This is a genomic window from Nitrospirota bacterium, from assembly GCA_030684575.1.
In the GTDB taxonomy this organism is placed as follows: Bacteria; Nitrospirota; Nitrospiria; order Nitrospirales; family Nitrospiraceae; genus Palsa-1315.
Genome location: JAUXVD010000003.1, coordinates 250,385 through 274,772 on the forward strand (window position 1 = coordinate 250,385; position 24,388 = coordinate 274,772).

At 56.9% G+C, this 24,388-nt stretch carries 23 protein-coding genes; 19 read left to right on the forward strand and 4 right to left on the reverse strand.

The window, feature by feature from the left end; genetic code table 11:
- The first annotated feature begins 21 nt into the window (after nt 1–21).
- From treZ to Q8N00_01505, 4 genes are all read left to right on the forward strand, one after another.
- A complete protein-coding gene (gene treZ / locus Q8N00_01490) occupies nt 22–1,887 on the forward strand; it encodes a malto-oligosyltrehalose trehalohydrolase (protein ID MDP2381455.1) in 1,866 nt (621 codons plus the stop codon).
- Between the two features lie 79 nt (nt 1,888–1,966).
- Nucleotides 1,967–2,857, forward strand: a complete 891-nt coding sequence (locus tag Q8N00_01495) for a mechanosensitive ion channel family protein (GenBank protein ID MDP2381456.1) — start codon at nt 1,967–1,969, stop codon at nt 2,855–2,857.
- A gap of 53 nt (nt 2,858–2,910) precedes the next feature.
- Entirely contained in the window at nt 2,911–3,972 is a 1,062-nt protein-coding gene (locus tag Q8N00_01500) for a hypothetical protein (protein ID MDP2381457.1), read from the forward strand.
- On the forward strand, nt 3,969–5,033 hold the full coding sequence (locus Q8N00_01505) for a D-alanine--D-alanine ligase (GenBank protein ID MDP2381458.1): 1,065 nt from the start codon (nt 3,969–3,971) through the stop codon (nt 5,031–5,033). Before Q8N00_01500 ends, Q8N00_01505 begins: the two co-directional genes overlap by 4 nt.
- 6 nt (nt 5,034–5,039) lie before the next feature.
- Here the strand turns inward: Q8N00_01505 and glgB are convergent, their stop codons facing one another.
- Nucleotides 5,040–7,250, reverse strand: a complete 2,211-nt coding sequence (gene glgB, locus Q8N00_01510; protein MDP2381459.1) for a 1,4-alpha-glucan branching protein GlgB — start codon at nt 7,248–7,250, stop codon at nt 5,040–5,042.
- 582 nt (nt 7,251–7,832) lie between these two features.
- Here glgB and Q8N00_01515 point away from each other — a divergent pair.
- On the forward strand, nt 7,833–8,198 hold the full coding sequence (locus Q8N00_01515) for an HPF/RaiA family ribosome-associated protein (protein MDP2381460.1): 366 nt from the start codon (nt 7,833–7,835) through the stop codon (nt 8,196–8,198).
- Between the two features lie 128 nt (nt 8,199–8,326).
- Entirely contained in the window at nt 8,327–9,238 is a 912-nt protein-coding gene (locus Q8N00_01520; protein ID MDP2381461.1) for a YihY/virulence factor BrkB family protein, read from the forward strand.
- A 60-nt stretch (nt 9,239–9,298) separates the two neighbouring features.
- On the opposite strand, the gene Q8N00_01525 is transcribed toward Q8N00_01520, so the two are convergent.
- The 3 genes from Q8N00_01525 to Q8N00_01535 form a co-directional block, all read right to left on the reverse strand.
- Nucleotides 9,299–9,853, reverse strand: coding sequence for a hypothetical protein (locus Q8N00_01525; protein ID MDP2381462.1), 555 nt, complete (start codon nt 9,851–9,853; stop codon nt 9,299–9,301).
- Nucleotides 9,854–9,912: 59 nt separating this feature from the next.
- Nucleotides 9,913–11,154 carry a hypothetical protein gene (locus Q8N00_01530; protein MDP2381463.1) on the reverse strand — a complete coding sequence of 414 codons (1,242 nt, stop codon included), beginning with the start codon at nt 11,152–11,154 and terminating at the stop codon, nt 9,913–9,915.
- A gap of 124 nt (nt 11,155–11,278) precedes the next feature.
- Entirely contained in the window at nt 11,279–12,289 is a 1,011-nt protein-coding gene (locus Q8N00_01535; GenBank protein ID MDP2381464.1) for a tetratricopeptide repeat protein, read from the reverse strand.
- Nucleotides 12,290–12,897: 608 nt separating this feature from the next.
- On the opposite strand from Q8N00_01535, the gene Q8N00_01540 reads away from it, so the two are divergent.
- The 13 genes from Q8N00_01540 (at nt 12,898) to Q8N00_01600 (ending at nt 24,388) form a co-directional block, all read left to right on the forward strand.
- Nucleotides 12,898–13,365, forward strand: coding sequence for a hypothetical protein (locus Q8N00_01540; protein ID MDP2381465.1), 468 nt, complete (start codon nt 12,898–12,900; stop codon nt 13,363–13,365).
- Nucleotides 13,362–13,565 carry a hypothetical protein gene (locus tag Q8N00_01545; GenBank protein MDP2381466.1) on the forward strand — a complete coding sequence of 68 codons (204 nt, stop codon included), beginning with the start codon at nt 13,362–13,364 and terminating at the stop codon, nt 13,563–13,565. The genes Q8N00_01540 and Q8N00_01545 overlap by 4 nt, the downstream gene beginning before the upstream one ends.
- Before the next feature lie 93 nt (nt 13,566–13,658).
- Nucleotides 13,659–13,889 carry a YtxH domain-containing protein gene (locus Q8N00_01550; protein MDP2381467.1) on the forward strand — a complete coding sequence of 77 codons (231 nt, stop codon included), beginning with the start codon at nt 13,659–13,661 and terminating at the stop codon, nt 13,887–13,889.
- 54 nt (nt 13,890–13,943) lie between these two features.
- Nucleotides 13,944–14,159, forward strand: coding sequence for a hypothetical protein (locus tag Q8N00_01555; GenBank protein ID MDP2381468.1), 216 nt, complete (start codon nt 13,944–13,946; stop codon nt 14,157–14,159).
- Nucleotides 14,160–14,342: 183 nt separating this feature from the next.
- On the forward strand, nt 14,343–14,504 hold the full coding sequence (locus Q8N00_01560) for a hypothetical protein (protein ID MDP2381469.1): 162 nt from the start codon (nt 14,343–14,345) through the stop codon (nt 14,502–14,504).
- Nucleotides 14,505–14,584: 80 nt separating this feature from the next.
- Nucleotides 14,585–14,728 carry a hypothetical protein gene (locus tag Q8N00_01565; protein ID MDP2381470.1) on the forward strand — a complete coding sequence of 48 codons (144 nt, stop codon included), beginning with the start codon at nt 14,585–14,587 and terminating at the stop codon, nt 14,726–14,728.
- Between the two features lie 30 nt (nt 14,729–14,758).
- The gene (locus Q8N00_01570; protein MDP2381471.1) at nt 14,759–15,151 is read left to right on the forward strand and encodes an isoamylase early set domain-containing protein; all 393 of its coding nucleotides are present in this window, start codon (nt 14,759–14,761) and stop codon (nt 15,149–15,151) included.
- Nucleotides 15,129–15,800 (forward strand): TetR/AcrR family transcriptional regulator, encoded by a 672-nt coding sequence (locus Q8N00_01575; protein MDP2381472.1) that lies wholly within the window; start codon nt 15,129–15,131, stop codon nt 15,798–15,800. Before Q8N00_01570 ends, Q8N00_01575 begins: the two co-directional genes overlap by 23 nt.
- Before the next feature lie 46 nt (nt 15,801–15,846).
- Nucleotides 15,847–17,424: an OmpA family protein gene (locus Q8N00_01580; protein ID MDP2381473.1), complete on the forward strand. Its 1,578-nt coding sequence runs from the start codon at nt 15,847–15,849 to the stop codon at nt 17,422–17,424.
- 108 nt (nt 17,425–17,532) lie between these two features.
- On the forward strand, nt 17,533–18,789 hold the full coding sequence (glgC, locus tag Q8N00_01585) for a glucose-1-phosphate adenylyltransferase (GenBank protein ID MDP2381474.1): 1,257 nt from the start codon (nt 17,533–17,535) through the stop codon (nt 18,787–18,789).
- An 8-nt stretch (nt 18,790–18,797) separates the two neighbouring features.
- Nucleotides 18,798–21,707 (forward strand): malto-oligosyltrehalose synthase, encoded by a 2,910-nt coding sequence (gene treY, locus Q8N00_01590; GenBank protein ID MDP2381475.1) that lies wholly within the window; start codon nt 18,798–18,800, stop codon nt 21,705–21,707.
- Nucleotides 21,704–22,321 carry a YtxH domain-containing protein gene (locus tag Q8N00_01595; GenBank protein MDP2381476.1) on the forward strand — a complete coding sequence of 206 codons (618 nt, stop codon included), beginning with the start codon at nt 21,704–21,706 and terminating at the stop codon, nt 22,319–22,321. Before treY ends, Q8N00_01595 begins: the two co-directional genes overlap by 4 nt.
- Before the next feature lie 66 nt (nt 22,322–22,387).
- Nucleotides 22,388–24,388, forward strand: a complete 2,001-nt coding sequence (locus Q8N00_01600; protein ID MDP2381477.1) for an alpha-1,4-glucan--maltose-1-phosphate maltosyltransferase — start codon at nt 22,388–22,390, stop codon at nt 24,386–24,388.

Sequence of the window (24,388 nt, forward strand, 5' to 3'; positions counted from 1 at the left end):
GAACAATAAGGAGAGGTGGCGATGGATGAACATTGGCAATTAGAGCTCGGTGCCAGAATGATCGGGGCCGATCGGGTGCATTTTAAGGTCTGGGCGCCATTCGCCAAAATCGTGGCGGTGGAGTTGGTAGATCAGGATCGGATGGCCATCCCGATGCACCCCTCAGCGCAGGGGTATTTCGAAGTCACGGCTGAGGGCGTCGGGCCTCGTGCGCGATACCGCTATCTCCTGGACGGGAAGAATGCCAGGCCGGACCCGGCCTCCCGCTTTCAGCCTGATGGTGTCCATGGTCCCTCGGTCGTCGTCGATCCCGGCTCCTTCTGCTGGACCGATACGGCATGGCAGGGGATGCCGCTGAAAGACTTCATCATCTATGAGTTGCATGTGGGAACGTTCACGGTCGAAGGGACGTTCGAGGCGATCATTCCGCAGTTGTCCTATCTCAAGGAAACGGTGGGCATCACGGCCATTGAACTCATGCCGGTGGCCCAGTTTCCCGGAGGGAGAAACTGGGGCTATGACGGAGTCTATCCCTATGCGGTTCAATCCAGCTACGGAGGCCCTGACGGATTGAAACGGCTGATAAATGCCTGTCATGCGATGGAGCTCGCCGTGATCCTGGACGTGGTCTACAACCATCTTGGCCCGGAAGGAAATTATTTAGGTGAGTTCGGCCCCTACTTCACAGATCGCTATCGGACACCCTGGGGAGCCGCGATCAATTACGACGGCCCGGACAGCGATCATGTCCGGCAGTACGTTGTCGGCAACGCACTCTACTGGGTGACCGAGTATCATATCGATGCGCTGCGCTTGGACGCGATTCACGGCATCTACGATTTCAGCACGCCGCACATTTTGAAAGAGCTTGCGTCTTCGGTGCAGGCCCAGGCGTCCAGGCTCAATCGCCAGATTTCCGTCATCGCCGAGAGCGATTTAAACGACACGCGTGTGATTGACCCGCCGCTGCAGGGCGGGTTTGGGCTCGACGGCCAATGGAGCGACGATTTCCATCATGCCCTGCGTGTGGTGCTGACGGGCGACCAGCGGGGCTATTATGAGGACTTTCACGGATTACAAGATTTGGGCACGGCCGTTCGTGACGGGTTTGTCTACAGCGGACGGTACTCCGGTCACCGTCGCCGTCGGCATGGGAATTCGTCGCAGCATTGTCGACCGTCCCAACTGGTTGTGTTCTCCCAAAACCACGACCAGATCGGCAATCGCGCGGTCGGGGATCGGTTGAGCACACAGCTCCCGTTCGAGGCCATCAAAGTAGCCCGGGCGCTGGTGCTACTCTCTCCCAACATTCCGCTCTTGTTCATGGGCGAGGAATATGGGGAGACCGCGCCGTTTCAGTATTTCATCGAACATAGTGATCCTGCATTGATCGAGGCCGTGAGGCAGGGACGAAGGAGTGAGTTTGCGCACTTCGGCTGGAAGGCGGAGGAGGTGCCCGATCCTCAAGACTGCGCTACATTCGAACGCTCCAGAGTAAACCGTGAAGGACTCAATGAGCGCCAGGCGGGTTTCCTGCGATGGACGAACAGACTCATTCAGCTCAGAAAGACGCTTCCGGCATTGGGTGCCGGGGATGCCAAGGCAAACGGCCACAAGGTCTGGGTCTTTGAAGAGGAACAGGTGTTGGTGATGCATCGCTGGGTGACGGGAGGAGCCGCGGCGCTGCTGGTCTTGGGATTCAACAGGTCCCCAGTCACCGTGACCTTGCGCGAACCGATTGGCACGTGGCAGCTGAGTCTAGACTCCATGGCCATGGAATATGGCGGAGCCGGGGAGGATGCGATGCCGGCCCACCTGGTAGTGCTCTCTCAAGGGGGTTCGCTGGTGGTTCCGGCATATACGGCTGCCGTATTCACTTCTTCGTAGCGAAGGATTATCCTCATACGGCAATAGGGCGTTGCCGCCTTTAACGTATACGGGAAAATTGATATTAGAGGAGATGTGTATGTCGGAATCGTATCTCTTGCAGCTCGTTAATCGGTTGAGTGAGTGGCTCGTCACATCGGGGTTACGGGTGATGCTGGTTGCGGTGGGCATGGTTATCATGATGACTCTGTTGAAACGCGGAGTGGAGAGACTCCGCGTGATGTATGAAGGCACGCTTCCCGATCCGGCTCAAATCATGAGAGCGCATACATTGACCCACATCGTCAGGGATGTCGCGAGGATCGTCATCTTTTTCGTCGGAGTCATGATGATCCTCTCTGAGGTCGGTATCGACTTGAAGCCTTTGTTGGCGGCCGCCGGGCTGGGCGGCTTAGCCATTGGTTTTGGGGCACAAAGTCTCGTGAAGGACTTAATCTCAGGATTTTTCATCCTGCTGGAAAACTCCATTCTGGTGGGGGATGTCGTTGAAGTCGCCGGAGTGGCAGGGGTTGTAGAGAAAATCGAACTGCGGACGATTCGGCTCCGTGATTTGTCAGGCAACGTCCACGTCGTGCCGAACGGGGTGATCGACAAGGTCAAGAACATGACAAGAGATTTCTCGTACTATCTGTTTGAAATCGGCGTCGCCTACCGAGAGAATGTGGATGAGGTGATGACGGTCCTGCAGGACATTGCCGAAGAACTGCGTCGAGATCCCCTCTTCGCGGACGATATTCTGGCCCCGTTGGACATGTTGGGCGTTGATAAGTTTGCCGACTCCGCCGTCATCATTAAGTCCCGCATCAAGACCGTGCCATTGAAACAATGGCGGGTCGGCCGTGAGATGAACCGGCGGATCAAGCAGACCTTCGATGCCAAGGGAATTGAGATTCCGTTCCCGCACCAGACGGTCTATTGGGGTGAACCGAAGCAGGGGAAACCGGCGCCGTTATATGTGGCCGGTTTGTAGCCGCCGCCGGCCAACTGAGGCAGAAGCCGATGGCGCAGGGGATAGGAGCGGGCATGGATCTCGAAGAACCGGTCGACAGCACAAGCGGGCAGCCCCCGTCCCTTCAGCCGGAATGGGCCGATTGGCCGGATGACAAGCTTCTTGAGCTACGGCTCTGCGATCTCCATCTGACGGTCAAGGGGAGTCAGATCGAAGGGCCGATTCGCCAACTGAACGATGAATTGGCGGCGCGCGGCCTGCTCTTTCGTCCCCACTTCTGGCTGTCGAACGAATGGTTTTCCCCGGATGGAGTGCCCGGCATCGCCGTGCCGTTTTATCTGGCCCATCCACGTCTAGCCCGGCTGGAACTGGCTCAGATGTTGGAAGTTGAAGGAGGGACATCGGAGTCCTGCATGCGAATTCTCCGGCATGAAGCCGGCCATGCCCTGGAGAATGCCTATCGCCTGCGTCGTCGACGGGATCGTCAGGCGGTCTTCGGCCGATCGACCCAGCCCTACCCGAAGTATTACACGCCGAGAGCCTACAGCAAGAGCTACGTGCTGCACCTTGACATGTGGTACGCGCAAAGCCATCCCGACGAGGATTTTGCCGAAACTTTCGCCGTCTGGCTGACTCCGCAATCCCAATGGCAGCAACGCTATGTGGATTGGCCTGCGCTGAAGAAGCTCGAATACGTGGACACCTTGATGCAGAGTCTGGTCGGCGCTCGTCCAGCGGTGAATACGAAAGAGCAGGTCGATCCGATCTCCCGCCTCCGCAAAACACTGAAGGCGCATTATGACGAGAAGCGCAAGCATTTCGGCGTCGACCATCCGACATTCTACGATCGTGATCTCCGCCGCCTCTTTTCCGACCAGGCCGCTTTTAAAACGCATCCCACTGCCGCGAGTTTTATTAATCGTTTGCGCAAGCAGATCCGGCGACACGTGGCGAAGTGGACCGGCGAATATCAATACACGATCGATCGACTCCTGGAAGACATGATGCGGCGCTGCCGGGAACTCGATCTCCATGTGGCGGGACCGGAAGATCAGGTGAGGTTGGAATTTACGGTGCTGTTGACGTTGCAGACGATGAATTATCTCCACAGCGGACGGCATCGGGTGGCGCTATGAAGCGGAAACGCCGCGTCATGGTGCTGGTGCATGCCGACCTGGTCCCGCCTGATTCGGTGGAAGGCGTCGATCTCGCGGCGGCGGTCTGGAAGACGGAATACGATGTCGTGGCAGGGCTCCGTGAGTTGGGACATGACGTGCTTGTGGTCGGCGTGCGCGACGATCTACTGGTGATTCGGACGGCCGTCGACGACTGGAAACCGCATATCGCCTTCAACCTGTTGGAGGAGTTCAGCGGCGTGGCGATCTATGATCAAAACGTGGTGTCGTTTCTCGAGTTATTGGGGGTGCCCTACACCGGCTGTAATCCCCGCGGCTTGATGCTGGCGCGCGATAAGGCGTTGGCGAAGAAGATCCTGCATTATCATCGGATCGCCATTCCTGAATTTATCACGGTCCCGGTGGGACGTTCCGTGAAGCGGCCCAAGGAGCTGCCCTTCCCGCTGTTCGTGAAATCGGTGTCGGAAGAAGCCTCGTTGGGGATCTCGCAAGCCTCGATCGTCGACGACGACGTCAAGCTGCAGGAGCGGGTTGCCTTCATCCACCAGAGCGTCGGCACCGGTGCGTTAATCGAACGGTATATCGATGGCCGTGAGATGTACTGTGGAATTCTCGGCCATCACCGCCTGCAAGTCCTGCCTGTCTGGGAGCTGGATTTGAGCAAGCTGCCGGCCGAGGCCAAACGGATCGCGACCGGACGCGTCAAATGGAGCCGAAAATATCAGAGTAAATATGGCATCACGTCCGGCGAGGCCAAGGACCTCCCTGAAGGAATGGCCAAGAGCATTCAAGATCTTGCGCGGCGGGTCTATCGCGCACTGGGTCTCAGTGGCTATGCGAGAATCGATTTCCGGCTGGATCAGGCCGGGGGCATCTATGTGCTGGAGGCGAATCCGAACCCGCAGATCGCGCAAGGTGAAGACTTCGCCGAGTCTGCCAGACTGGCAGGTCTGCCGTATGCCCCGTTGTTGCAGCGCATCATCGACTTGGCGTTACGCTGGCATCCACACGTCATCCAGTCGGACTGTACCACGACTATGCCCAACCGGGGAGGCGAGTGACCGGTGCTACCCCGTCTGGTCTGCTTTGAGATAGACCACCGATAGCGGGGGTAGGGTCAACGAAATCGAGTTGGCAAATCCATGGCATGCCATGGGCTCCGCCATCACCCCTCCGCCGTTTCCCTGGTTACTGCCGCCGTAGGCGGCAGCATCACTGTTCAGGAGCTCGCGGTATCGACCGAGTGTCGGAACGCCGATTCTGTAGTCATACCGTGGAACCGGCGTGAAATTACAGACGCAGACGATCGCTTGAGTCTGGTCTTGGGCTTTTCGCAAAAACGCGATGACCGAATTTTCATTGTCGCTGAAGTCGATCCATTGAAAGCCGGTCCAATCGAAATCTACCTCATAGAGTGCCGGTTCGTTTCGATAGAGCCAGTTCAGATCTCGGACATAGCGTTGCAGGCCGAGATGCGGCTCGTTCTGGCAGAGATGCCACTGTAGACTGTCGTCATGGTTCCATTCCCACCATTGGCCAAACTCGCCGCCCATAAAGAGCATCTTTTTGCCCGGGTGGCCGTACATGTACCCGTACAAGGCGCGTAGATTCGCAAATTGCTGCCATGGGTCACCCGGCATCTTGTCGAGTAGGGCCTTCTTGCCATGCACCACTTCGTCATGAGAGAGGACGAGTACGAAGTTTTCGTGAAAGGCATAGACTAACCCGAAGGTGATCTGGTTCTGGTGGTGTTTACGATGAACGGGATCGGTCTTGAAGTAATCCAGGGTGTCGTGCATCCATCCCATGTTCCACTTGAAGGTGAAACCCAATCCGCCTGTGTAGGTCGGCTTGGACACGCCAGGCCACGACGTGGACTCTTCGGCGAGGGTGACTGCGCCAGGATGTTCCTGATGGACCAGGACATTGAGTTCCTTGATGAAGGTGACCGCCGCCAGGTTTTCATTTCCGCCGAACTGATTGGGTATCCACTCGCCGGATTTTCTCCCGTAGTCGAGATAGAGCATCGAGGCCACCGCATCCACGCGCAGTCCGTCGATATGATACTTGTCCAACCAGAAGAGGGCGCTGTTCACGAGGAAGTTTTTCACCTCCACGCGCCCGTAGTTGAAGATTCGGCTCTTCCACTCGGGGTGATAGCCCAGCCGCGGGTCCTCATGGTCGTAGAGGTTCGTCCCGTCGAACCAGGCCAACCCATGGGGATCGTCAGGAAAATGGGCCGGCGCCCAGTCCATGATGACGCTGATCCCGGCTTGATGGGCGGCATCCACGAAGGCCATGAAGTCCTCCAACGGGCCGAATCGACAGGTAGCCGCAAAGTAGCCGGTGGCCTGGTAGCCCCAGGATCCGTCGAACGGATGTTCGGTAATCGGCATCAGCTCGAGATGGGTGTAGCCCATGTCCTTCACATAATGGAGGAGCTTGTCGGCCAGTTCACGATAGGTCAGCCACCGACCGCCTTCTTCAGGCGCCCGCATCCACGAACCGAGGTGGACTTCGTATATCGATATCGGCGCAGTCAAGGGATTGATGCGTGAGCGAGCTTCCATCCAGTCCTGGTCCTTCCATTGATAGGTCGAAAGGTCTCGGACGGTGGACGCGGTTCGGGGACGTAACTCTCCGGCGAAGGCATAGGGGTCTGCTTTCGTGAAGGGCGCATCGGTCTGCTGGGAACGGATTTCATATTTATACAGCGTGCCCTCAGGGATATCCGGGACGAATAATTCCCAGAGGCCGGTCGCGCCACGGCGCTCCATCGGATGGCACCGTCCATCCCAACGATTGAATCCGCCGACGACGCTGACACGTGCCGCGTTGGGCGCCCAGACGACGAAGTGGACACCGCTGACTCCGTTGATAGTTCTGAGATGGGATCCCAGTGTGTCATAGGCCTTGAACAGTTTCCCCTCTGAAAAGAGGTGCAGGTCGTGATCGCTGATTAACGGCGCAAAGGCATAGGGGTCGTGGCGCTCGGTGACGATGCCCTCGGAATCCGTGACCTGAAGGCGATACCGTGATGGTCCATTCGGCTTAGGCAAGATAGCTTCGAACAGTCCTGCGTCATGGATCCGGTGCATCTGAACGGGATGACTGCCGGGGACATCCAGGATGACTCGTGCCTCCTGTGCATCCGGGGCGAAGGCCCGGACCGAGTAGGCGCGGGCACCCTCAATGGAAGCCTGATGGGGCCCGAGCAATTCATACGGGTTCACATATTCGGCGTTGACGAGACGTTCGATCTGTTTAATCGTGACCATGGTCGTGTTCTCCCTTCACTGCTTCCATTAATCTCTATCCTAATCGTGCCGGACAAGTTAAGTAAGGGGCGGGTGAGAAATAAAATGACCGTAGGCCAGTCTCGGCGCGGAGCCTCCTCAGACGAAGGCGCCTCACCTGTGCAGCGGCGGATGGGCGAAGACCGGTCGTATCAACAGGCCGTTCTTCCAGGTGACTGATTGTGGTCATGCTGTGCAATTTAGACCAGTTTCTAATTAGCGAGAAGCCTACAAATATACCGAGCATACTTATGGATAAGCGGTTATAGACTCGATTACTGGGGGATGCTCTTGATTCATGACCCTGCGACCATTTCCTGAGGAGGGAGGTCCCGTCCTTTCTTCGCCAGCAAGGAGGTTCGTCGAGGATACCGAAGTCGTGATTGACCGCGTCACGGCCAGCGCAGGCCTATCTTGTGACGGTGAGTTGTGTATACTGTGCGATGTGCCGTTGTGATGTGTCTCAATGTAATTGTGTGCGCTGCCGCGCTAATGCCCGATGATTTTGGAGCACTCCGGTATCAATCCTGGAGGCAGCGCGATCTTATTTATAAGGAGAGCACCATGCAGATCCAAGTCAATTCTGGCCACAACATCAAAGGCGGTGAAGGGCTGACGACCTATGTGAACGGTGCCGTCGAGAAGGCGCTGACCCTCTGCCGTGATCACATCACGCGCGTGGAAGTTCACGTGAGTGATGAAAACAGCAACAAAAAATCCGGCGTGGACGACATACGTTGCGTGATGGAGGCCCGCCTCGAAGGCCGTCAGCCCATTGCAGCTACTCACCAGGGCGCCACCGTGAATCAGGCTGTCGACGGTGCTGCAGAAAAGTTGACCAGAATGATCGAGAGTATCCTCGGGCGCCTGCATGATCAAAAGATTCGCAGGACTGATCCTCCTGCTGATCCGAAACTCTCCGAGGCGTAGTAGGCGGTATGGCGGCGAAGCCGCGCCGGACGAGCTTCAGGCCCGGGATTTCTTATACGCCGAGCATAGAAAACGACCGCTGCAGCCATAGACCCTGCTGAAGGTTAGGCAGTGTATCTATTGCGGGAATGACGGATGAGAGCGGTCGAACGCGCCTCGGTGATCTGAAGATGATGGGACTGGTGAAGGTGAGCGTGGCGGAAAAACTCGTCTCGTTGCGACTCCTCGCTGGAAGGGGCCTGCGCAAGTTCTTTGCGGACGGCGGATTGTTCCTCGCCAGTGCGTTGGCCTTCAATCTCCTGCTCTACTTCATTCCCTTGGCATTCTTGATGATCTCGCTGCTCGGGTATACGGTGCTGGATTCCGAGCGGGCGATGAATGAAGTGCAGTCTGTGCTGAAGGCCTTCCTGCCACGCTCACAGCAAGCCTTGGCTGAGAATCTATCGGCGATCGTCGCCAATCGTGGGCTCCTTGGGTTCTTCGGGTTTACCTCCTTCTTCATCTTCAGTACCTTTCTCTTCGGCTCAGTCCGAACTGTGCTGAACCAGGTATTTCAGGTGAAACAGGTGCGCACGCTTGTCAGAGGGATGGGGGTCGATCTGCTCATGATGGGTCTCACCGCACTGCTTGTCCTTCTTGCCGTCGGGACGACTTGGTTTCTGACGGTAGTCGGGGCATTCACCGAGCGGTATCCCTCATGGAGCGGCCTTCTGCAGCCTGGATTGGTTGCGCTGAGCAAGGTGATGAGTGTGGGCGCCACGGGCCTGTTGTTCTACGTTCTCTACCGGTTTCCACCTGTCGCCACGCTGACTGCTCGGGCGTTGGTGATCGCCTCCGTGACAGGGACCGTCCTCTTCCAATGCGCCAAGTGGGGCTTTGCCTGGTACGTGGCCGCCTCACAGGATAATCTCGATCTCTACGGAGCGCTCGGAGGACTGATGTTTCTGTTCGCCTGGCTCTATTATGCGTCCGTGGTCTTCATCGTCGGGGCCGAAGTTGGCTGGGCTTATGACCAGCAACGAGTCGGCCTCAGGGACTGAACAAGATTTCAAAGTCGGTGCGGTTCCCGTGGGTTTGGGATGGCCAGAGTAGGGTGCAGGCTATTTGGCAGACTTGATCGCCACGGCATGTTCCACGGGTGATGTGAAGACCTCGATCTGATCTCCCGGCCTGAATTCGCCTGCCAATTCCGTGTTCTGATTGACCAGGAGGCGGATCTCCTTCCCATCAGCTCCGACCACGACATAGTACTTGCCTTCGATGCCGATCAGTTTTCCCTTGAAGCTATGGGTGGCCATTTCTATCCGATCTTCTATCCGGTCCGACTCCTGCACAAGAGAAGTGGATCGAATCGCGATGGCATGCTCAATCGGTGACGTCCAGACGTCAATGCGGTCTCCAGGCTTGAAGGGCCCGGCGAGTTCGGTGTCCGGGCCGACCAGGAGATACATTTCCTTCCCCTGGGTGTTTTTTATGACGTAGTATCGGCCTTCCACTCTGATCAATTCGCCTTCGACCTTCATCGACGAAATGGCTGAGGCGGGCGTCTGATGCGTCGATCGGTCTTGAGACAGGGCCGGAGCAGGTCCTCCCATTCGCACAACCGTCAGTGCGAGTAGGAGCAGCAGAGTTTTTGAAGTGATCCCTGATTGCATAGGCGTTGTACTTTCATGGTCGATGCCGATGCATCTCGTCGGGGCTGGAATGCCCTTGTTCATTTGGCGATGGTAATTGACGGCGTCGGTACATTGGAGACCTGGGTGACGGTCATCTGGTACAGCTGGCTGAGAACCCGAAAGGCCACTTGATTCCAGGGTTGTATCGTTCCGGTGGCCCTGGGCGCCTTCCTGATCGAGTACCAGCGGTCCTCATACCCCACAGCAAAAGCGGCTTCGGGTGGCTGGCTGTCCGACTCTTCAATCGAGATAGTCCAGGGTGGATTCCGACCGATCGCACCAGTTCGCACGTCCTTCTCGACATGGTACTCGGGATTCGCAGTGATCCCATCGGCCAAAAACTGCAGAATCGAGTGAAAGCTTCGAAAGATGAACATGCCGCGCATGGGATAGTCGCCGCCGGGATGGCCCGGTTGGATGTCGACAAGGATCGCATTACGGGGAGCCTGCTCGGCTTCCAATGCCAATTGTTGGCGTTCCTGATTGGTGAGCAATGCGGGATTGTAATTGGTGATGACGATCCGGCCAATAACACGACGGCTCAGGGCGACCTCGCCTTTCGGGTTTTGAATCCAGTGGTAGCCTTTTTCCAACGCCCGGAGGATTTTGTCCAAGCTCTCCACCGTCTCCTCTGTCGAGAGTCCACGCGTGAGGCCGAACGGAAAGGTTTCTTCGTACACGACCGGTCCCACAAAGAGGTCTCGTGACTTATAGATGGATGAGAGGTGAAGCGCCCGCCGTCGGAACTCGGGATACTCCTTCAGATGGCTCGGATCGTTCTGGAGTATCACCGACTCGCCATATCCGCTCAATACCAGTTCCCTGCTCATGAGTCTGAGAATAAGGGCAGGTTCGAGTCGTTGCTGAAAGAGAAAGGCGACTTTGTTCTCATCAAACGGAGTCAGGATACGGGAGGTAAACTCCTCGCCTTGAATCGGGATGATGGTCATGGTGGGTTTTTCGGCCGCGGTCGCGCCAAAGATAGGGGCGACCAGAGCCGTGGTACTGGATCCTGCCGGAGCAAGACCGACATGCGTCTGGAATTCGAACGTCGCGGCCACGCTGGAGAGTGCCGTGAAATGCGTGGGATGGAAATGACGCGTTCGAGCAACGTTCAACAGCAACATTTCCGCCTCTACACGGCTCACCGTTCTGTCGTATTCCAACACCGCTTGGTGCATGGCGAGCGGTGACAGACAGCCGGAAAGCAGGAGCAGGCTGATGATCAATCCACCAAGCAACCCCTGTCTTGGTATTCCTGGTCTCAACGCGTCCTGCATAACCCTCATTTCCGTGCTTCGTTGATATCGGCCGGTGTGACTCAGTCCGCTCGCTCGTTCGTTCGTTCGGAAAAGATATGTCGTGAACACGTGCGCGCCGCGCAGGTTATACCATGTTCGAGCCTCACCGCGACAGATCGTTAAGCCTCGCTCGAGCCCGTGCGATCTCGCCGCGATTGTCCGGAGTTTCCGGTGTCAACCGCAGAAATTCCTGGAAGGCCTGCTCGGCCTCCTGCCGTCTCCCCGCGACGACGCTCGAATTGCCTAAATTGTAATGAACGGCAGCCAGATCCGCTTGCAGCTGGATGGCTCGGCGGTATGCGCCAATGGCCCCATCCAGGTCACCTGATTGCTGCAGCGCGATCCCCAGATTGGCATAAACGATCGCGTCATCGGGCTTCAGGCGAAGCGTCTCCTGGTACGACACGATGGCGCCTGGCAGATCATCCTTGGCCTGCAATGCGATCGCAAGTCGCAGATGCGCTTCTGCATGGTCCGGTTGGAGTCGGATCGTCATGTGATACAGCGCGATGGCCGCGGTTGCGTCTCCCTTTGCCATGAGCGCATTGCCGAGGTTGAGTCCATACCTGGCTGCCAGTGGACCGGATTGGAGACGCAATGCGGTTCGGTAGGCGGTGATCGAACCATCCAGATCGCCTTTCGCCTGCAGGGAGATGCCCAGATTATTATGTGGCACCGGATTGTTTGGTTTGAGACGAATAGCCTCTTGGTAGGCGGCGATCGCTCCGTCAGAGTCGCCCTTGTTCTTTAGGGCGACGCCCAGGTTGTTCTGCACCATCCAAAGATCAGGCTCCAGGCGGATCGCCTCGCGATATTCTCGAATGGCGCCGTCGGGGTCGTCGGTGGCGTCGAGCGCCCTCCCGAGACTGCCGTGCGCCATGGCATGGTCCGGCTGAAGAGCAAGGGTCGCGCGATATTCCACCATCGCCGCCTCGACATCATCTTGTGAGGCAAGCGCCAATCCGAGCCCATGATGAGCTTCGGCAAAGTCGGGGTGGCGCCGAAGGGCCTCTTTGTACTCCAGGATCGCAGCAGTCTGTTCGCCCTTTGCATAGAGCGCGACGGCAAGATTGTGGTGCGAAGCCGCCTCCACCGGCGCTAACTCTCCTGCCAAGGCAGGGGTGGTTCCTTGGACCCGTTGGTTCGTATTTTGTGAAAGGGGTTCGAGAGGAGCAGGAGCCTCAGTTGCCGTGGCGTCGACAACTGCCAGGCAGCTGAGGAGTGCCGTCGCAGCAAGAGCGGGTCGAAGTGCGGCTATAGAGACGTTGAACATGTAGTCTTTAGTCGCATGTTGCATCCCTGCGTTTCGGCTCTGAGCGCGGCGGGAATCCGTTTCATTCTACAGAGGTTTCCCGGCTCGCGCAATTAGGATATGCCGGTACAGCCTGACTCGAGTGAGCGACCGGACTCTCGAAATCCTTGCAGACGTGCTGAGGAACGCTCCAGGCATCGTCCAATCCTGATGATGATTGTGCAGGTGAAGTCGGTCGGGAATACGTTGAAGTGCACCGACCATTATTGGGGCCTGCCCCTGGTCTTTCATAGACGCCTATGGGCAATAGTTTCATGGCGTAGCAGGGGAGTAAAAAACCGTCTGGAAAGTCGTTTTTCGTGTGGAATGTACTTGACTCAGAGCCCGCAAGGCAATAAAGTGACTCATAGGTCACTAATGACTGATTGTGATGCAAGAGGGACTGTCCGGGCGGGAGGGGAGATTGCAAGATGCAGACTATTGCTGGGGTGGAAAGCGAGGGGACGTTCGCAGGGCGGACGACGGAGCTGATAAGTGCGTCCAATGCCAGCACTGCCAGAGTTATCGCCCCAGGTGGCGAGCCAAGGAGCGGATTGCACGATCGATCAGCTTCTCCTGTGAGCGGGTCAGCACACATTCCGGTCACCTTCTGGGTGCCGGACGGCAGTTGCTACGAAGGGGTTACTCCCCATCTTGCCGATGAGATCCTCTTCGTTGAATCGAAACAGGTCCTACCTATAGACACAGCCGTTACCATTCGCATCGCGTCATCGAATGATGGTTCGGTCAACTGGGCTCTCGCCAAGGGAACGGTCGTGTGGAATTGTCCTGACGGAGATCAATTCAAGAATCGGCAGGGGTTTGGGGTCTGCCTTCAAGGTCGCTGGCCTCAGCCGCTTGGACAGACGAAGCCGGATGGCTCAAAGGAGGACGCATGAATACGCTTCGCGGACTCATCAAGCAGGTCACTCGTCGAGAGGGCCGTGTCGGGCGGGTTTGGTTGATGAATAATGAGCATACGCGATGGGTCAATCGATTGTCGTCGTCCATTGCTTCGAAAATACAGCACCCTGCGGGAACGGTCTGCGGCCACCGGCTGCAGGAACATGGAATTGATGGAAATTGTGCGCAATTTTGACCAGTTTGTTCTTGATCAAAGGAACAGTGTGAGGCGTGCCAAACGTCCAATAACTGTAGCTATACCGTGAAAATTACGAAAGGAAGGTGAGTCATGATGGATGAACGTAATGTATTAGTGCCAATGGGATTTTCATTGCTGGCAGGGATTTTGATCGGCGGGGTGGCCGGGCTGCTGTATGCCCCTCAGTCTGGAGCCAGATCCCGCCGTCAGCTCGCGAACTTAGCTGATGACGTGCGGGAGCGGGCCGGAGAGATAGCGGAAGATGCAACCACGGCGATAGAGAAAACGGTCGAACGAGGGCGCCGGTTGGCCAATTTGTAATCGACGGGGCGATCCGATGGGGATCGCCAGGGCACGAGTAAGAAGGAGGGTGCTATGTGTTGTCACCGTTGCAATGGCTTGATGCTTCGAGATTCGTTTGTCGATCTTCGAGACGATACGGGGCGGTTGACGTTCGAGGGATGGCGTTGTCTCAATTGCGGTGAAGTGGTCGATCCGGTGGTCCTCACACACCGGATCGATGCACCGGCAGGACCGTATCAAGGGCGAACGCGCGATCGCCGCATGTGGGAACGTCTCGTCGCCGTGTGAGCTACCAGGCTGTACGCCTTCGTCCACATCGGACACAGTATCTCCTCAGTCCGGAACCCCACGGCTCGCCGCCTCGGCAGGTCTGATAATTTTTATGTGCAAAGTAGGTGTCTGTATTGATTCACGCCATCTTGTCTGTTGAGGCTGATTCTTTCGTTTTTGGAGGGCCTGTGGGGACCCCGGATGTTACGAAGATCCAACGGTATCCCAGACGTATTAACGGTAGGACGCTTCATCGAGAAGCCTGACGCCCAGATGGCGCAGACCCTGGGCGCGGGCCTGTTATTGAACACGATGATCATCATGGCAAAAGTGAAGACACGTTGGAGTCTGGGGGTTGCATAAGGATCGGCGGTACAGAACAATGGCGCAGGTATCCTGACGATCGATCCCTCTAGGGCGAGATGAAAGGAGCCGAAATTTAGGTGAATTGTTCACGAAACATGCAGCTTCGCCGGCGGCTGGGCTGGCCGCCTGACCCGCCATTCAGACATTATGTCTGGGGAGTGCTGATTGCGGCTTGTGGGGGGCTGGCCATTCTGGGGATGGCGTATTTGTTGGGTCAGTGAGTTGCGTTTTGCATACAAGGAGATTGTCGAATGAAACAGCCTGCTCGTAAAAAGGTGGAGTCTCCCCGTTCTCCGCGACGGCCCTCGACCAAGCAATTGGTGTCGTTCGAATACTTCGATCCCTCGGCAACCGTGGTGACACTCGTGGGGGATTTCAATCGATGGGACATGAAGGTCCGGCCGCTCAAGCGCGATGCGGGGGGCCTCTGGAAGGTCCGCGTGCAATTAGAGCCCGGTACGTATCAGTATAAGTTTGTCGTCGATGGAGTGCGCTGGGAAGAAGATCCGCTGAATCTGCATCGTGCCTATAATGAGCATGGCACGTTCAACTCGATCAGGAAGGTCGCACAACCACCTGTCAAGACGGGCGATAGGGGAGCTGGTACGGCGAAAGGAGATCATGGGCACAACAACGCAGGTTGAGGCGCCTCTGTCTCGGGTCGCGAGACGGAAGGCGAAAACGAATCAACGGTTGTTAGAGGTTGCGCGGAAACTCTTCTCCGAGAAAGGTATTTACTGGGGCAAGGTTGAAGATATTACGGAGATGGCCGACCTCGGGAAAGGAACGTTCTACAAGTATTTCGATTCGAAAGAGGCGATCATCCGTGCCCTGCTTGAGGAGGGGCTGAGCGAGTTGTTGGGACAAACGGAGCATGCCGTTGAACAGGCGTCTTCCAACTCAAAGATTTTATCGGCGATGATCGCGGCGAGGGTCGACTTTTTCCTGACGCAACCGGACTACTTGCTGTTCCTTCACCAGATTCGTGGGCTGATGCAGCTTCGGGTCGATTCCGCCCATGAGTTATGTGAAGTCTACGATATCCATCTTCGCCGCCTCGCACAATTGGTGAAGCCGGCCATCGGGACCAGCGGATCTATCAAAGCTCGTGATCTTGCGACGGCCATTGCTTCATACACGTCCGGGCTGCTGACGTACCACGCATTGTTTGAAGGATCGGACGCGATGACTCACCGGCGCGATCACTTTGTGGACATGCTCGAACGGAGTCTCCAGGCCCTGCTGAAAACCGGTAACGGATCATCCAAACCGGCTCGGAGCCGTCGGGGCTGAAGGTACAGAATAGCGGGAATGACCGAATAATAAAGGGGGGTACTCGATGGAGCGATATAGAGCAGAGGCAACCTTGATGAACAAGCATATGGCCATCATCGGAATCGTGGCCATTCTCGGCCTAGGGCTGAGCGGATGTGTCTCCAACGGAACACATGAGCAGACGTTGGCTGAGCTCGACAAGGCTCGGAAAGCGGCGGCTCAACAAGCCGAGGTCGACAAGAGCAGTCTGGCCGAGCAAGTGGCTCGCGTTGCCGATTTAGAGAAAGCCAAGGCGCTGGTCGGGAATGAATTACTGGCCGCCCAGACGGAGCTTTCGAGGACTCAGGCCGAGTTGGTCCGAGCGAGAGATGTGGCTGAACGGGAACAGGAGAGCAGCCGCCGGTTGCGGGATCAGGTGATCAAGGCTCAAGAGGAGAGCCGACAGGTCCAGAACTTGTCAGGAGAAGTCCGTCGCGAGCGCGATCAGCTCAAGACGAAAGCGGATGATCTAAATCGTCAACTTGAAACAGGTCGGCAGGACCTCGCCAACCGTGAGAATGCGTTGAGCGGGACAAAGGCTCGCGTGGCAGTCCTGGAGAAGCAGGAGCAGGATTTGACCGATGCCCTGAGTGCGGCGCGCGGAGATATCCGCAACCTGACGACCAAGCTTGAAGCCGAACATACTCAGGTGGCTACATTGCAGGAGGACAAGAAACGGTTGTTGGGAGGCACGACCACGGCACAAAGCGAAATTGCACGTTTGCAGAAACGGGCCGGTGAGTTGGAGACCGAGGCGATGCGGGCCAAAGATTTGGACAAGCAGGTGACGGAACGGAATCAGGAAATCGGCCTATTGCGACATTCCCTCGCCGATCGCGATGCCGTCGCTGCCGCCTTGGCCTCCCAAGGGGGTGAGCTCAAGAATACGAGACAGCGAGTGGATCAGCTCACCGCTGAATTGGCAACAATGAGCGGGGAGTCTGCCGCCTTCAAGCATGAACGAGACAATCTCGCCGGACAAGTCGCCAAGCTCGACGAGACGACTGCCTCCCTCAAAAAGAGTAAGGAGGAAGCCCTCGCCTCGCTCGAGACCCAGCAAGCAGCGCTGAAGCGCTTAGAGCAGGAAAAGGCAGCGAAGGATGCGGAGATCAAGCGTCTCGCGGGAACCTATGAGGATCTCGCAGCGTCGTTGCGGTCCGAGATTGCCCAAGGCGATATCAAAATCAAGCAGGTGCAGGATCGTTTGACGATCAACGTGGTGGATCGCATTCTCTTCGACTCCGGCAGCGCCAAGATCAAACCGGCAGGGCTCAAGGTGATGAAAACTGTCGGCGATGTCTTGAAGAAGATCACGGACAAGCAGATTCGCATCGAAGGCCATACCGACAACGTGCCGATCGGAGTGGGACTGAAAGACAGATTTGCTTCGAATTGGGAGCTGTCGACGGCGCGGGCCACTAGCGTGGTTCGCTACCTGATCGATGAAGGCGGCGTGGCTCCTGAATTCTTGACGGCGGCCGGACATGCAGACACGCAACCCGTTGTCGCCAACACCTCCGACGAGGGGCGCGCTCAAAATCGGCGGATCGAAATCGCCTTGTACCCGAAGGATCTGAGGAGTATTGCCGAGGGTATTCGCTAGATCGCAGTAACGGCGGGCAATGTGTCTGAAGGACCAGCCTGTGGATGTGGGCGAGAGCTTGGCGGCGAGCGGTAACATGCTCGCAAGAGAAATCGGAAGGAGCGGAGGATGAGGACCGTCATACAAGGGAAGCGCGTATTAGCCATTATCATGGCCGGTGGAAAAGGCTCACGGCTGATGCCGTTGACCGAGCTACGGAGCAAGCCGGCCGTGCCGTTTGGCGGGAAATACCGTATCGCGGACTTCGTCCTGAGCAACTTTTTGAATTCCGGGATCATGGCCATGTATGTGCTCGTACAGTATCGGTCGCAATCGCTGATCGAACATCTTCGGCGAGCCTGGCGGATCGGGGGACGGATCAAGCAGCATTTCATCACCGTCGTGCCCCCGCAAATGAAGGCCGGGGGCGGGTGGTATGAAGGGACGGCCGACGCGGTCTATCACAACCTCAATCTCATTCGGGACTTTGCGCCGGATTTGGTCGCAGTCTTCGGGGCGGACCACATCTATCGCATGGACATTAACCAGATGATCCAGTTCCACCAGGCGAAGAAGTCCGAGGTGACGGTGGCGGCGTTGCCGGTACCGCTGCATGCCGCTACGGGATTTGGGATTATTGAAACGGACCGTGACGGACGGGTTACCGGTTTTGAAGAGAAGCCCAAGCATCCGAAACCGATGGTCCAGGATCCTGAGCACGCCTATTCGTCGATGGGCAATTACCTCTTTGACGCCGAGCTGCTCATCAACGTGTTGGAGGAGGATGCCTCGAAGCCTGGATCGCATGATTTCGGCCGGGATATTATTCCTCACTTGATCAAGAGGAATCGTGTGATGGCCTACAACTTCCGCGATAACCTCGTGCCGGGAATCAAGCCCTATGAGGAGCCAGGCTATTGGCGGGACGTCGGGACGTTGGAGGCCTATTGGCAGGCGCATATGGACATGTTGGGCTCTGCGCCATTGTTTGATCTTCGTAACGAGGAATGGCCGATTCTGACCGATACCTTCGACGGCCCGACGGTGAGTTTCGCTCGCGCGACGATCGAGGATTCGTTGGTGGGACAAGGCAGTCTGGTGATCGATGCCAAGATCCGCCGTTCGGTCATCGGCAGGAATGTCCACATCGAGCACGGAGCCGAAATCGATGAATGTATCATCCTGGACGGATCCAGGATCGGCTCCAAGGCGCGTCTTCGCCGGGTCATCGCCGATCGCTATAACTTGATTCCACAGTCAGCAGAAATCGGATTCGTGCCCGACGAGGACCGGAAATCGTATCAGACGACGAAATCGGGGTTGGTCATTCTTCCGCGAGGCCAGTCTGACGGCAAGGGTGGCTTCCGCACACCAGTTTCTTCATAGAGGCGCGCATGCAACAGACCACCCATCCTCGCATTCCCGTTTCGACCTATCGGATTCAACTGAACAAGACCTTCACGTTTCGCGATGTGGCGAAGATCGTGCCGTACCTGCACGATCTCGGGATTACGGATCTCTATTGCTCGCCCTATTTCACGGCGGTGCCCGGTAGCATGCATGGCTACGACATCGTCGATCCGACCACCCTGAATCCTGAAATCGGGACCGAAGAAGATTATCGCGCGATGGTCAGTGAGTTGCACCTGCGTGGAATGGGTCAGCTCTTGGATGTGGTTCCGAATCACATGGGGATCACGCAGCAGCTCAATGGCTGGTGGCAGGATGTGCTTGAAAACGGGCCGAGCTCTCCCTATGCGTCGTTTTTCGATATCGATTGGGATCCGCTGAAGCTGGAGTTGCGGGAAAAGGTCCTGCTCCCGATTCTCGGAGATCAGTATGGCGTCGTGCTGGAAAATCAAGAACTGCAATTGGTCTATCAGGATGGGCGGTTTATCGTGCAGTACTACGACCATTGCCTGCCGGTCGCCCCAAAGCCGTCCGCGTTGATTCTGGCGCATCGGCTGCCAGCGCTGACTCAGGAGCTGGGCGTCAACGATTCGCATGTGATGGAACTGGAGAGCCTCATCACGGCATTGAAACACTTACCGTCTCGACAGGATCGGGCTCCCGATGCGGTCGCCGAACGTTATCGCGAAAAAGAAATCATCAAGCGCCGCTTGAGTGCGCTGGTTTCCGGCAGCGAGCCGATTCGGGTATTTCTCCATGAAAACGTGCGCGTGATCAATGGCACGAAGGGGGATCCTCGAAGTTTCGACCTGCTGGATCAGATGCTGAACGACCAGGCGTATCGGCTCGCGTACTGGCGGGTTGCGGCGGAAGAAATCAACTATCGACGATTTTTTGATATCAACGAGTTGGCCGCAATCCGCATGGAGATCCCGGCGGTCTTCGAAGAGACGCATAAGCTCATTTTGCGATTGGTCAAGGATGGCGCGGTCACGGGGCTTCGCATCGATCATGTCGATGGGCTGTACGATCCGGCCGATTATTTACAGAAACTACAACATTGGGCTCGAAAAGAATTGCCACTCACGTCCGAGTCCACCAACAGGCCGTTGTACGTGCTGGTCGAAAAGATTCTCGGCGTCAATGAACAAATCCCGGATAATTGGCCGGTCTTCGGCACGACCGGCTATGATTTTCTTGGCTGGCTGAATGCGCTGTTCGTGGATCGTACTTACGAACGAGCATTCGATGCCATCTATACCCGGTTTATCGGGAGAGACAAACCCTTTGACGAACTCACGTATCGATGTAAGCAGCTGATCATGCAGGCCTCCATGGCCAGTGAGCTCAGTGTGCTGGGCCATCAATTGGATCGATTGTCCGAACGGGACCGCCGGTCGCGGGATTTCACGCTGAATAGCTTGACCCACGCGATTCAGGAGATTATTGCCTGTTTCCCCGTGTATCGCACCTATATAACGGGAGCCCCGGACGGGATCCTCGACCGGGACCGGATATTCGTGTGGCAGGCGGTGACCCAGGCGAAACGACGGAATCCAGCCGTGAGCGGCTTGGTCTTCGACTTCGTGAGGGATCTCCTGTTGAAACCATCGGACCAGACTGAGTCGGACCGGGAAGGCCGGTTGAAGTTCGTGACGAAATTCCAGCAGATGACCAGCCCCGTCACGGCCAAGGGCATTGAGGACACGGCGTTCTATCGCTACCACCGGTTCATTTCGCTGAACGAAGTCGGATCCAATCCCCAGCAATTCGGCATCACGCCTTCGCTCGTGCATCATCAATGGATCGCACGGCAGGAGCACCGGTCCACTTCGCTCTCGACAACCTCGACACACGATACCAAACGTAGCGAAGACGTTCGGGCACGGCTCAACGTGCTCTCAGAGATTCCGAAGCGCTGGAAGCATCATGTGATGCGCTGGCAGAAACTGAACCGGCGCTTCAAGAAGCCAGCCAGCGGCCACGAATCGGTGCCAGGCCGCAACGAAGAATATCTCCTATACCAGACCGTACTCGGAGTGTGGCCACTCGAACCCATGAATGAACAGGCGTATGCTCGATTCGTGGATCGCATCCAGGTCTACATGAATAAAGCGGTCAAGGAGGCGAAGGAGCATACCAGTTGGGTCAGTCCGGATGGCGAGTACGAAGAGGCGCTCAAGCAGTTTATTGCCAAGGTGTTGGACCGTTCGTCGTCGAATGCCTTTCTGGACGACTTTCTTCCCTTTCAAGAAGACGTCGCCCAATACGGTCTCTATAACTCTTTGTCGCAAGTACTCGCGAAGATCGCCGCGCCTGGTGTGCCAGATCTCTACCAGGGTTCGGAGTTGTGGGACTTCAGCCTGGTCGATCCAGATAACCGGAAGCCGGTCGATTTTGCGGAGCGAGCAAGGCTATTGGCTGAACTGAACAAGGCCTCGGCAACCGCATCAGGCCGTATGGCGGTCATTGAGGATCTGTTTGCCCAACGCGCCGACGGTCGGATCAAGCTGTTTTTTGCCGCAGAGGCGCTGCGCTATCGGCGGGACCACCGCGCGCTGTTTCTGTCAGGTGAGTATGTCCCGCTGGAGGCATCGGGAGATAAGAGCGAGCATCTGTTCGCGTTTGCCCGTATTCACGGCGAGGAGTCGATCGTGACCGTCATCCCTCGCTTGTTGACCAGGGTGATCCCGGATGTCTCTGTCCCTCCTCTCGGAGCAGCGGTATGGGGAGAGACGTGGTTGCCGGTGCCGGCTGTGCGGGAGGGTACGAACTTTCACGATATTTTTACCGGAGCGGTGCTGAGTACGATCACACGCGACGAGCGCCAGGTATTGCCGGTGAGCGAGATTCTTTTACGCAGTCCTGTGGCCTGGCTGGAAAGGATGTCATGACACAGTGGCTCGGCGATGATCGGGAGAAGATGCTGTGGCTAGGTGGAGAGGCCCATGTTCGTTCTTATGACGTCAGACCGACACTCTCATTTCTGCGTCGGTGGCTGACGTTGGAGGCCCTGCCTCTGTTGGCAGGAACTGCGGCAGCCGGAATCGCTCTCGGAAGTCTCGGCACGGTCGGCATGATGAAGGCGAAGCAAGAGCCCTCGCGAAAGCGAATCGGCGAACGGATCCATACGGGATCTTACGAAAGGAAGGAATCTATGGAACAGGGACGAGCAGATGATCGGCAGATGCGGGACGTTGAGTCTGATGCAATGGGTGCCTTGACGATCCTGGCAGCATTCGGATTCGGGCTGTTGGCCGGCGCAGCGGTGACGCTGTTGACGACGCCGGAACCCGGCTCGTCGGTCCGCAGGCGCGTGAAGCGAGGAGTGGACACGGCCAGAGAGGAACTCGATGAGATCGTAAAAGAGAGCAAAGAGTCCTGGGGGCAGGTTCGTGACGATGCGCGTGAAGCGGTCAAGCGAACGGCGGTCAAGATGAAGGACGCCGCTCAAGCCACGAAAGACGCGCTGGCTGAAGATCCTTCTTCGGTACGGAAGATGCCATGAGCGTTCGTTCGTTCGTTCGAATCGAAGCTGCGGAAGGCACGTCACATCAACGGAGGTGTACGCGAGGTGGGTAAGACAACGAAATTTGAACCGGCGATCTCGCCGGCCATCGTGATCGAGCGGGTGCAACCGGAAATCGACGGCGGCCGCTGGCCGATCAAACGCGAGATGGGAGACCGGCTGGAAGTGTCGGCCGACATTTTCAAGGAGGGGCACGATGTCCTGGCTTGCGTGCTGCGGTATCGTCTCCTCAAAGAAGAGGTCTGGCAGGAAGTGCCGATGGAGCCACTGTCCAACGATCGATGGGTGGGGCACATCGACCTGACCCAGAATATGCGGTATCGCTATTCGATCGGGGCCTTTGTCAATCTGTTCGAGTCCTGGCTGATCGAAGTGACGAAAAAGCATGAAGCCGGTGAACGGATCGAGAGCGAACTGCTCGAAGGGAGAACGCTGGTGGAGGCCACGGCGATCCGAGCCACAGGAGAAGACAAGACTCGGTTGCAGGAGTGGCTGAGTCGTTGGCGAACCGGCGATCCGGCGGAGGCGCAATTGGATGTCGCCTTGAATGCCGACGTGAAGGCGCTCGTGGAGCGGCATCAGGAACGACGGGCCTGGACCCTCTACGATCGTGAATTGGAAGTCGTCGTGGACCGCGGGCTGGCCCGCTACGGGGCCTGGTACGAATTCTTTCCGCGGTCGCAGGGCACGACGCCGGGCCGGAGCGCGACCTTTAAGGAATGTGAAGCGAGACTGCCAGCCATCAAAGCCATGGGATTCGACGTCGTCTACCTCACGCCGATCCACCCGATCGGCCACACGAATCGCAAAGGGAAAAATAATTCGCTCACGCCCCTGCCGACCGATCCCGGCAGTCCCTATGCGATCGGGAATGAATTGGGTGGACACGATGCGGTCGAGCCGAGCCTCGGCACGATCAAGGATTTCGATCACTTTCAGGAAGCCGTCCGCGGACAGGGCATGGAAGTCGCCATGGATTTTGCGATCAACTGTTCGCCGGACCATCCCTATGTGAAAGAACATCCGGAATGGTTCGCCCATCGGCCGGACGGCACGATCAAGTATGCAGAGAATCCGCCTAAGAAATATCAGGACATCTACAACGTCGACTTTTATTGCGAGGACTGGCGCGGTCTGTGGAATGAGATGAAACGCGTGATCCTCTTCTGGGCCGGCCACGGCGTGAAGATCTTCCGCGTGGATAACCCGCATACCAAGCCGGTGGCCTTTTGGGGCTGGCTGATCCGAGAGGTACAGGACTGCCATCCGGACGTGATCTTTTTATCCGAAGCCTTCACCAGGCCGAAGATGATGAAGGCCCTCGCCAAGGCTGGATTTACGCAATCCTATACCTATTTCACCTGGCGGAACTTCAAGCAGGAGCTGACGGATTACATGCGGGAATTGTCCGGCAGCGAGATGAAGGAATACTTTCGTCCAAACTTTTTCACGAATACGCCGGATATCCTGCCTGACATTCTTCAGCACGGCGGCAGACCGGCTTTTAAATTCCGGCTGGTGCTCGCGGCGACATTGTCGCCGTCGTACGGCATCTATAGCGGGTACGAACTCTGCGAAAATCGCGCGTTGCCGGGGAAGGAAGAGTATCTTGATTCGGAAAAATACGAGATCACGTTGCGGGACTGGGCCCTGCCTGGCCACCTGACCGACTATGTGACGACGGTCAATCGCATCAGACGTGAAAATTCGGCCTTGCACGAATTGGAAAATCTTGAATTTTACGAATCTGACAACGAACATCTGCTCTTTTACGGAAAGCGCACGGTCGACGGGCGCAACATGGTGCTCGTCGCGGTAAATCTGAACCCGTTTCAGGCGCAGGAGGCGCGGTTGCAGATTCCGATTGCCGCACTCGGCATCACGCCCGACGAAATATACCAATTGCACAATTTGATCACGGATCAACGGGACCTGGTGCAGGGTGAGACCTATTCCATTCGACTGGATCCGCAGGTCGAGCCGGCCGCGATTTACGCCGTGCGGCGTTGGACACGTCGCGAACAGGAGTTCGATTACTTCTTTTGA

What these genes read in the sequence shown, in the direction of transcription:
- glgB (MDP2381459.1), bottom strand. Translation starts at nt 7,250, where the DNA reads ATGGTCACGATTAAACAGATCGAACGTCTCGTCAACGCCGAATATGTG.
- Q8N00_01540 (MDP2381465.1), top strand. Translation starts at nt 12,898, where the DNA reads ATGCAGACTATTGCTGGGGTGGAAAGCGAGGGGACGTTCGCAGGGCGG.
- Q8N00_01530 (MDP2381463.1), bottom strand. Translation starts at nt 11,154, where the DNA reads ATGCAGGACGCGTTGAGACCAGGAATACCAAGACAGGGGTTGCTTGGT.
- Q8N00_01570 (MDP2381471.1), top strand. Translation starts at nt 14,759, where the DNA reads ATGAAACAGCCTGCTCGTAAAAAGGTGGAGTCTCCCCGTTCTCCGCGA.
- Q8N00_01580 (MDP2381473.1), top strand. Translation starts at nt 15,847, where the DNA reads ATGGAGCGATATAGAGCAGAGGCAACCTTGATGAACAAGCATATGGCC.
- Q8N00_01495 (MDP2381456.1), top strand. Translation starts at nt 1,967, where the DNA reads ATGTCGGAATCGTATCTCTTGCAGCTCGTTAATCGGTTGAGTGAGTGG.
- Q8N00_01560 (MDP2381469.1), top strand. Translation starts at nt 14,343, where the DNA reads ATGTTACGAAGATCCAACGGTATCCCAGACGTATTAACGGTAGGACGC.
- glgC (MDP2381474.1), top strand. Translation starts at nt 17,533, where the DNA reads ATGAGGACCGTCATACAAGGGAAGCGCGTATTAGCCATTATCATGGCC.
- Q8N00_01595 (MDP2381476.1), top strand. Translation starts at nt 21,704, where the DNA reads ATGACACAGTGGCTCGGCGATGATCGGGAGAAGATGCTGTGGCTAGGT.
- Q8N00_01575 (MDP2381472.1), top strand. Translation starts at nt 15,129, where the DNA reads ATGGGCACAACAACGCAGGTTGAGGCGCCTCTGTCTCGGGTCGCGAGA.
- Q8N00_01525 (MDP2381462.1), bottom strand. Translation starts at nt 9,853, where the DNA reads ATGCAATCAGGGATCACTTCAAAAACTCTGCTGCTCCTACTCGCACTG.
- Q8N00_01520 (MDP2381461.1), top strand. Translation starts at nt 8,327, where the DNA reads ATGACGGATGAGAGCGGTCGAACGCGCCTCGGTGATCTGAAGATGATG.
- Q8N00_01550 (MDP2381467.1), top strand. Translation starts at nt 13,659, where the DNA reads ATGATGGATGAACGTAATGTATTAGTGCCAATGGGATTTTCATTGCTG.
- Q8N00_01545 (MDP2381466.1), top strand. Translation starts at nt 13,362, where the DNA reads ATGAATACGCTTCGCGGACTCATCAAGCAGGTCACTCGTCGAGAGGGC.
- Q8N00_01555 (MDP2381468.1), top strand. Translation starts at nt 13,944, where the DNA reads ATGTGTTGTCACCGTTGCAATGGCTTGATGCTTCGAGATTCGTTTGTC.
- Q8N00_01505 (MDP2381458.1), top strand. Translation starts at nt 3,969, where the DNA reads ATGAAGCGGAAACGCCGCGTCATGGTGCTGGTGCATGCCGACCTGGTC.
- treZ (MDP2381455.1), top strand. Translation starts at nt 22, where the DNA reads ATGGATGAACATTGGCAATTAGAGCTCGGTGCCAGAATGATCGGGGCC.
- Q8N00_01500 (MDP2381457.1), top strand. Translation starts at nt 2,911, where the DNA reads ATGGATCTCGAAGAACCGGTCGACAGCACAAGCGGGCAGCCCCCGTCC.
- treY (MDP2381475.1), top strand. Translation starts at nt 18,798, where the DNA reads ATGCAACAGACCACCCATCCTCGCATTCCCGTTTCGACCTATCGGATT.
- Q8N00_01515 (MDP2381460.1), top strand. Translation starts at nt 7,833, where the DNA reads ATGCAGATCCAAGTCAATTCTGGCCACAACATCAAAGGCGGTGAAGGG.